Annotated in this window: 6 protein-coding genes; all 6 read left to right on the top strand. The window is 72.5% G+C overall.

The genetic code is table 11. From position 1 onward, the window contains the following. A partial coding sequence (locus tag ABD127_RS08595) for an Rne/Rng family ribonuclease (protein ID WP_344200011.1) occupies positions 1-2,349 on the top strand: 2,349 nt, incomplete at its 5' end. 120 nt (positions 2,350-2,469) lie between these two features. Then, positions 2,470-2,775: a 50S ribosomal protein L21 gene (gene rplU, locus ABD127_RS08590; RefSeq protein ID WP_344202594.1), complete on the top strand. Its 306-nt coding sequence runs from the start codon at positions 2,470-2,472 to the stop codon at positions 2,773-2,775. Positions 2,776-2,787: 12 nt separating this feature from the next. Next, positions 2,788-3,042 (top strand): 50S ribosomal protein L27, encoded by a 255-nt coding sequence (gene rpmA / locus ABD127_RS08585; protein WP_344200008.1) that lies wholly within the window; start codon positions 2,788-2,790, stop codon positions 3,040-3,042. Between the two features lie 118 nt (positions 3,043-3,160). Then, positions 3,161-4,774: a GTPase ObgE gene (gene obgE / locus ABD127_RS08580; RefSeq protein ID WP_344200004.1), complete on the top strand. Its 1,614-nt coding sequence runs from the start codon at positions 3,161-3,163 to the stop codon at positions 4,772-4,774. Beyond that, positions 4,771-5,865: a glutamate 5-kinase gene (gene proB / locus ABD127_RS08575; protein ID WP_344200002.1), complete on the top strand. Its 1,095-nt coding sequence runs from the start codon at positions 4,771-4,773 to the stop codon at positions 5,863-5,865. Before obgE ends, proB begins: the two co-directional genes overlap by 4 nt. 58 nt (positions 5,866-5,923) lie before the next feature. Beyond that, on the top strand, positions 5,924-7,453 hold the full coding sequence (locus tag ABD127_RS08570; protein WP_344200000.1) for a LuxR C-terminal-related transcriptional regulator: 1,530 nt from the start codon (positions 5,924-5,926) through the stop codon (positions 7,451-7,453). The last annotated feature ends 593 nt before the right edge of the window (positions 7,454-8,046 follow it).

Here is an 8,046-nt window from a genome sequence, read left to right as displayed (position 1 = left end):
GCCGAGGTCGTCGTGCCGGGCATCGGCGGACTGCTGTTCCAGGCGCCCCCGGCGGCCCCCGCCCCGGCGCGCCGCCGGGCCCCGCGCGACGAGGTCGAGGACGACACCGACGACGACTCCGAGGCCGCCGCATCTCCGGCGCGCCGCGACCGCCGGACCGATGACGCCCGTGGCTCCGACGACTCGGGCGACGACGCAGACGACGCCGACGATGACGACGACGAGGACGGCAACGCCAACAAGCGTCGCCGCCGCAGCCGTGGGGGTCGCCGCCGTCGCAAGTCCGGTGGCCAGCAGGGCAACGACGACGAGTCGGGCTCCGACGACGGCGCCGACGACTCCGAGACCGGCGACGACGCCGACGACTCCGGTGACGAGTCCGGCAACGGCGGCACGACCCGTCGTCGCCGCAGCCGTCGCCGCGCCGGCGACAACGGCAACGGCAACGGGAACGCGAACGACGACCCCGAGAACACCGTCGTGCGGGTGCGCGAGGGCCGCTCGGCCGAGGACGAGATCACCAGCGTCGCCGGCTCGACTCGGCTCGAGGCCAAGAAGCAGCGCCGCCGCGAGGGCCGCGAGGCCGGGCGCCGCCGCGCCCCCATCGTCAGCGAGGCCGAGTTCCTGGCTCGCCGCGAGGCCGTCGACCGCCAGATGATCGTGCGTCAGCACACCGGCAGCAACGACGGCGACACCTACACGCAGATCGCGGTGCTCGAGGACAAGGTCCTGGTCGAGCACTACGTGGCACGCGAGTCGCAGACGTCGCTGATCGGCAACGTCTACCTCGGCAAGGTCCAGAACGTGCTGCCCAGCATGGAGGCCGCGTTCGTCGACATCGGCGCCGGCCGCAACGCCGTGCTCTACGCCGGTGAGGTCGACTGGTCGACCCTCGGCAACGGCAAGGCGCGCAAGATCGAGGACGCGCTGAGCCCGGGCCAGACCGTGCTCGTGCAGGTCTCCAAGGACCCGATCGGCCAGAAGGGCGCCCGCCTCACGAGCCAGATCAGCCTGCCGGGCCGGTTCCTCGTGTACGTGCCGGGCGGCCAGAACAACGGCATCTCCCGCAAGCTGCCCGACACCGAGCGCAACCGCCTCAAGAACCTCCTCAAGGAGGTCCTGCCGGAGGATGCCGGCGTCATCGTGCGCACCGCGGCCGAGGGTGCCTCCGAGGACCAGCTGACCCGCGACGTGACGTCGCTCAAGGCCCGCTGGGACGACATCGAGCGCAAGGTGACGGCGGGCCGGGCCCCCGAGCTCCTGTACGCCGAGCCCGACCTGGTCATCAAGGTCGTGCGCGACCTGTTCAACGAGGACTTCAGCACGCTCGTCGTCGAGGGCCGCGACGCCTGGGACAACATCTCGTCCTACGTCGGTCACGTCGCCTCCGACCTCGCCGAGCGGCTCACGCTCTGGGAGGCCACCGACGAGACCGCGTCCGACGTCTTCGCCGAGTACCGGGTCGACGAGCAGATCCACAAGGCGCTCGACCGCAAGGTCTGGCTGCCGTCGGGCGGCTCGCTCGTGATCGACCGCACCGAGGCCATGACGGTCGTCGACGTCAACACCGGCAAGTTCACCGGCTCGGGGGGCAACCTCGAGGAGACCGTCACGAAGAACAACCTCGAGGCGGCCGAGGAGGTCGTGCGCCAGCTCCGGCTGCGCGACATCGGCGGCATCATCGTCATCGACTTCATCGACATGGTCCTGGAGTCCAACCGTGACCTCGTGCTGCGTCGCCTGGTCGAGTGCCTCGGCCGCGACCGCACGCGCCACCAGGTCGCCGAGGTCACCTCGCTGGGCCTGGTGCAGATGACGCGCAAGCGCATCGGCACGGGCCTGCTGGAGTCCTTCAGCACCGAGTGCGAGCACTGCAAGGGCAGCGGCGTGCAGCTGCACGCCGAGCCCATCGAGCCCAAGAAGGACGACGGACGTCGTGGCGGCCGCGGCGGCCGTGGCGGCCGTGGCGGTCAGGGCGGCGGCCAGCAGGGCAACGGACAGCAGTCCGGTGGCCAGCAGAACAAGGGCGGCCAGCAGAACGGCAACGGCAACGGCAACGGCGGCAACGGCGGCGGCAACGGCCGTGGTCGGGGCGGTCGTGGCGGCAACGGCAACGGCCAGCAGCAGGACGAGCCGGTCGAGGCCGTCGAGACCGCCGAGACCGCCGAGCCCGCTGAGTCGGCACCCGAGGTGACCGACCAGGTGCCCGCACCGCCGGTCGACGAGGCGCCCCCGGCGGTCGAGACGGCCGAGACGACCCCCTCCGAGAGCGCTCCCGCGCCCGACGAGACGCCGGCCCCGCCGGTCGACGAGGCCCCCGTTTTGACCGACGAGGGTCAGGCTCCGTAGACTGGACCGTCGGTGCGCGCACGGCCTGGTCGTGAAGCGCCCCCAAGCACTCTGAAGTACTCGGATGCGCCACCCGTGCGCATCGCTCCCGCAAGGCTCTCGACGAAGGATTTTCCCGTGGTGTACGCAATCGTGCGCAGTGGCGCCGGCCAGCAGAAGGTGGCCGTCGGCGACGTCATCGAGATCGACCAGGTGGCTACCGCCGCCGGCGAGTCCGTCTCGCTTCCCGCCGTGCTCCTCGTCGACGGCGACGCCGTCACGACCGACACCGCCACGCTGGCCAAGGTCAGCGTGACGGCCGAGGTCCTCGGTGGCACCAAGGGCAAGAAGATCATCATCCAGAAGTACAAGAACAAGACCGGTTACAAGAAGCGCCAGGGTCACCGTCAGAAGTACACCCAGGTCAAGATCACCGGAATCAAGTAGAGGACCTGACACATGGCTCACAAGAAGGGCGCGGCGTCCACCAAGAACGGCCGCGACTCCAATGCCCAGCGACTCGGCGTCAAGCGCTTCGGTGGTCAGGAGGTGAACGCCGGCGAGATCATCGTCCGCCAGCGTGGCACCCACTTCCACCCCGGCAGCAACGTCGGCCGTGGCGGCGACGACACGCTGTTCGCCCTCTCGGCCGGTGCGGTCGAGTTCGGCACCAAGCGCGGCCGCAAGGTCGTCAACATCGTCCCGTCGGTCTGAACCGGCGCTGACAGCTCTCCCAGCAGGGGGACGGACCGCCAGGTGCGGCCGTCCTCCTGCTGTCTTTTTTCCACCGGGCACCTGACTCCAGGTCCCTCATCACCCAGAAGGTGACGTCATGGCGATCCCCAGCTTCATCGACCGGGTGACGCTCCACGTCGCCGGCGGTTCCGGTGGCCACGGCGTCGCGTCGGTCCACCGCGAGAAGTTCAAGCCCCTCGGCGGCCCCGACGGCGGCAACGGCGGGCACGGCGGCGACGTGATCCTGCGGGTCGCTGCCGACGTCACGACCCTGATCGACTACCACCACGAGCCCCGTCGCGCGGGTGGCAAGGGCATGCCCGGCGCGGGCTCCAACCGCAGCGGCGCCAACGGCGCCGACCTGGTCCTGCCCGTCCCCGACGGCACGGTCGTCAAGGACGAGGCCACGGGCGAGGAGCTCGCCGACCTCGTCGGCGTCGGCACCGAGATCGTCATCGCCGCGGGCGGCCGCGGCGGCCTCGGCAACGCGGCGCTCGCCTCGTCGAAGCGCAAGGCCCCCGGCTTCGCGCTCAAGGGTGAGCCGGGCGACGAGCTCGTCGTCACCCTCGAGCTCAAGGTCGTCGCCGACATCGGGCTGGTGGGCTTCCCCAGCGCCGGGAAGTCCAGCCTGATCGCGGCCCTGTCGCGCGCCCGCCCGAAGATCGCGGACTACCCCTTCACGACCCTCGTCCCGAACCTTGGCGTCGTCACGGCGGGCGAGGTGACGTTCACCGTCGCCGACGTCCCCGGTCTGATCGAGGGCGCCAGCGAGGGCAAGGGCCTCGGCCACGACTTCCTGCGCCACATCGAGCGCTGCGCGGCGCTCGTGCACGTGATCGACTGCGCGACGGTCGAGCCCGGACGTGACCCGCTGACCGACCTCGACATCATCGAGAACGAGCTGGCCCAGTACGCCGCGGCGACCGAGACCGACCTGCTCGACCGTCCCCGCCTGGTGGCGCTCAACAAGACCGACGTGCCGGACGCGGCCGAGATCGCCGAGTTCGTGCGCGCCGACCTGGTGGCTCGCGGCCTGCGGGTCTTCGACGTCTCGGCCGCCAGCCACGCCGGCCTGCGCGAGCTCGGGTTCGCGATGGCCGACATCGTCAGCGCGCGCCGCGCCGCCGAGCCCGACGCCCCGCCGACCCGCATCGTGCTGCGTCCGCGCGCCGACTCCGGTGTCGACGCCGAGTTCACGGTCCACCGTCGTGGCCCCGAGGACGCGCCCCAGTGGGTCGTGCGTGGCGAGAAGACGACCCGGTGGGTCCGTCAGACCGACTTCAGCAACGACGAGGCCGTGGGCTTCCTCGCCGACCGCCTCAACCGGCTGGGCGTCGAGGACAAGCTCCTCACGCTGGGTGCCCGAGCCGGCGACGACGTCATCATCGGTGGCTCCGGTCCCGAGGACGACGGCGCCGTCGTGTTCGACTTCGACCCGCAGACGCCGGCCGGCGCCGAGGTGCTCGGCCCCCGCGGTGGCGACCTCCGCTTCGACGAGAACGACCGCCGGACCAACCGCGAGCGCCGCGAGTCGCTCGAGGCCCGGCGTCAGCGTGAGGCGGAAGCGCGTGAGGCGCGCGAGAGCCAGAGCGACGACGAGTACTTCGTCGGTCCCGACGGCACCGAGGTCGAGGTCCACGACCTCGACGAGGAGTACGACGGCGACGAGGTCGTCGAGACCGATGTCGACCAGGAGGCCGACTCCCGATGAGCCGCGTCGTCGTCAAGGTCGGATCGTCGTCCCTGACGACGCCTGACGGCCACATCGACCCCCAGCGGCTCGCGGGCCTCGTCGAGGCCGTGGGCGGGGCGCGGCAGCGGGGCGACGACGTCGTCCTCGTCAGCTCCGGTGCCATCGCGGCGGGTCTCGGCCCGCTGGGGCTGCCCGAGCGGCCCCGCGACCTCGCGACCCAGCAGGCTGCCGCGAGCGTCGGTCAGGGCGCGCTCATGGCGCAGTACTCCGACCGGTTCGCGCGGCTCGGCCTGGCCGTCGGCCAGGTCCTGCTGACCGTCGACGACGTCACGCGCCGGGGCCACTACCGCAACGCCCACCAGACGTTCGCGAAGCTGCTCGAGCTCGGGATCGTCCCGATCGTCAACGAGAACGACACGGTCGCCACGAGCGAGATCCGGTTCGGCGACAACGACCGGCTGGCCGCGCTCGTCGCGCACCTCGTGCACGCCGACCTCCTCGTGCTGCTCTCGGACGTCGACGGTCTCTACACGGCGCACCCGTCGGAGCCGGGGTCGCGGCTCATCGCGTCGGTCGCCTCCGACGCGGACCTGGCCGGCGTCGACATCGCCCGGGTCGGCTCGGCGGTGGGCACCGGCGGCATGGTGACGAAGGTCGAGGCCGCCCGCATCGCCACCGCCGCCGGCATCCCGGTCGTGCTGACCAGTGCCCAGAACGCGGCGACGGCCCTCGAGGGTCAGGCCGTCGGCACACGCTTCGAGCCCACGGGCAAGCGGCGTTCGTCGCGCCTGCTCTGGCTCGCGCACGCCAGCCAGACCAAGGGCGCGGTCCTGCTGGACGACGGTGCCGTCCGCGCGCTCACGCAGCGGGGGGCGTCGCTGCTGGCGGCCGGGATCACCGGGGTCGACGGCACGTTCAGCGCGGGCGACCCGGTCGACCTGGTCGCACCCGGTGGCGGCGTGATCGCTCGCGGGCTGGTCAACTTCGACAGCACCGAGCTGCCCTCGCTGCTCGGACGCTCGACCGCCGACATCGTGGCGGAGCTGGGCCCCGACTACGACCGTGAGGTCGTGCACCGCGACGACCTCATGGTGCTGCAGCGCCCCTGACCCGGCGGCCCTGACCGAACCCGCCCTGCGCGGTGCCCGGCTGCCCTACGCTGCGGCCATGACGCAGGTGGCCGAGCACGCCCTCCTGACGGGAGTGGCACCTCCGGGTGGGGTGGGCGGTCCCGTGTGGCCCTACGCGCTGCTCCTGGCGCGGCGTTACCGCGAGGCGGTCGACCAGCTCGACGCGCCGGTACCCGGGGGGCCGGTCGCGGACGCGGTGCGCGACCTGGTCGGAGCCGCCTGCCTGGCGCGTGCGCCGCAGCACCTGGAGGATGCGCTCCCGGAGGCCCGCGACGAGGCGTGCCTCGTGCGGTACCTGCGCGCTGAGACGGCGATGACCGCGGGCCTGGTGGCGGAGTCGGAGCGGCTCGCGGTGGCGGCGATCGAGGTCATCCCGGCCGACCAGCCCTGGTTCGTCATGGCCCGTCTGGTGCGCGCCCGGTCGCTGGCGTTCCTGGGACGTCTGACGGAGTCGCGGGCGGAGGCGGAGGCCGTCGCCCAGCTCGCCCGCAGCCACGGGTGGGCCGCCCCGGCACTCGTCGCCGACTCGGTCTCGACCTTCGTCGCTGCCCACCTGGGTGACGTGGCCGCCGTGGAGTCGTGGGCGGAGTCGCTGCGTCTGCGCGTCCCGACGGCGCGCTCCTACGGCGAGCAGATGGCCTACCTGCTCGGCGCGTTGGCCCTCAGCGCCGCGGGCCGGCCGACCGCCGGCGCCGAGCTCCTGTTCGGCTCGTGCGGCGGCCGAGGGCTGCCCGACCTGCCGCTGTTCGCGCGGGCCTACGCGGTCGACGTGATGGTGGAGGGCGCGATCGGGACGGCGCAGATCGCGGTCGCGGCCGAGTACGTGCGGCTGGCGGACGGGTTCGACGTGTCCGAGCACCCGATGGCCGACGCCGCCCTCGACCGCGCGCGGGCCCGGCTGGCCGTCGTGGTGGGCGACTCCGTCGTGGCCGCCGAGCACGCCCAGCAGTCCGGTCGGCGGGCCGAGGACGTCGGGGGAGCCCTGTACGTCATCCGGGCCCGGCTCCTGCACGCGGTCGCGGAGCGCGAGTCCGGCGACCCGGCGGCCGCGGCCGAGGCAGCGCGACTCGCGAGCGAGGTGGGCCCCGGGGACGTCACGGCCTGGGCGGAGCGGGAGCTCGAGGGGCTGGGCACGGAGTCGCGCCCGGTGCCGGGGATCGGCTGGGACCAGCTCGACGAACGGCGTCAGCTCGTCGCCCGCCTGGCGGCGCAGGGCCGGCGGAACCGGGAGATCGCCGAGCTCATGCGCGTCTCGGTGAAGACCGTCGAGCGCGACGTGTCGGAGATCCTGCGGCTCATGTCAGCGACCCGGCGGATCGACCTGGTGCAGATCGTCCCGGGAGGCGACACCGGCGCCCGAGGCCTGCGGCTGCCGCTGACGCAGCGGCAGACCGAGGTCGCCTCCCGCGTCGCCCTGGGCCTGACGAACGCCGAGATCGGGGACTCGCTGGGTCTGACGGTCAAGGCCGTCGAGAAGCACGTCTCGGCGATCTTCGAGCGGCTCGGGGTCGAGTCGCGCACGGCCATCGCCGCAGCCCTGCGGGAGGACCCGCCGCCCGTCCGCTGACTCCGGTCGCGGGGACGGGATCTGAGGGCTCGCGGTGGTGGCGGACAAGCGGGCACGGACGACCCAGCGGGGCCGGGACCGGAGATGATGCATTCGGGCTGCCGGAGCGACCGAAATGCATCATCGGCGGTCCTGGTCGGACCGGGGATGAGGCATTGCTGTTGTTGGGGCTACCCGGATGCATCGTTTCCGGTCCCTGACGACCTCGGTCGCGCACCCGATCGCGAACCGAGACCCACTGCTCCTGGTCCATGCCGCTGGTCCGGTACCGAGGCGCGAGGTCAGATGGCGGGCGGTTTCGAGGCTCGCGCCGCAGGCGGCACTCGCACTGGGGGTACCTCCCACGACGACGTCGTCGGGGGACAACCTCCGGCAGCGCCCGCCCCACCACCGCCCCGCGCGCGCGAAAACTTCGGGACGTTCTGCCCGGGATGACGGCAGTCGGAAGGACGGGTCCGGAAGTCCTGGTCGGTATCGCGTCATGTGCAGGGGGCAAATCCCGTTTACCTAGGGACGAAGGGAGAACATCATGCTCGAGACCTGTCGGGGGCCGCTCACGAACCACGGCCTCCCCACCGGTGTCCCTCACCACG

It is taken from the genome of Aeromicrobium alkaliterrae (genome assembly GCF_039529015.1).
Lineage (GTDB): Bacteria > Actinomycetota > Actinomycetes > Propionibacteriales > Nocardioidaceae > Aeromicrobium > Aeromicrobium alkaliterrae.
This window is presented reverse-complemented; position numbering and strand designations above follow the sequence as displayed.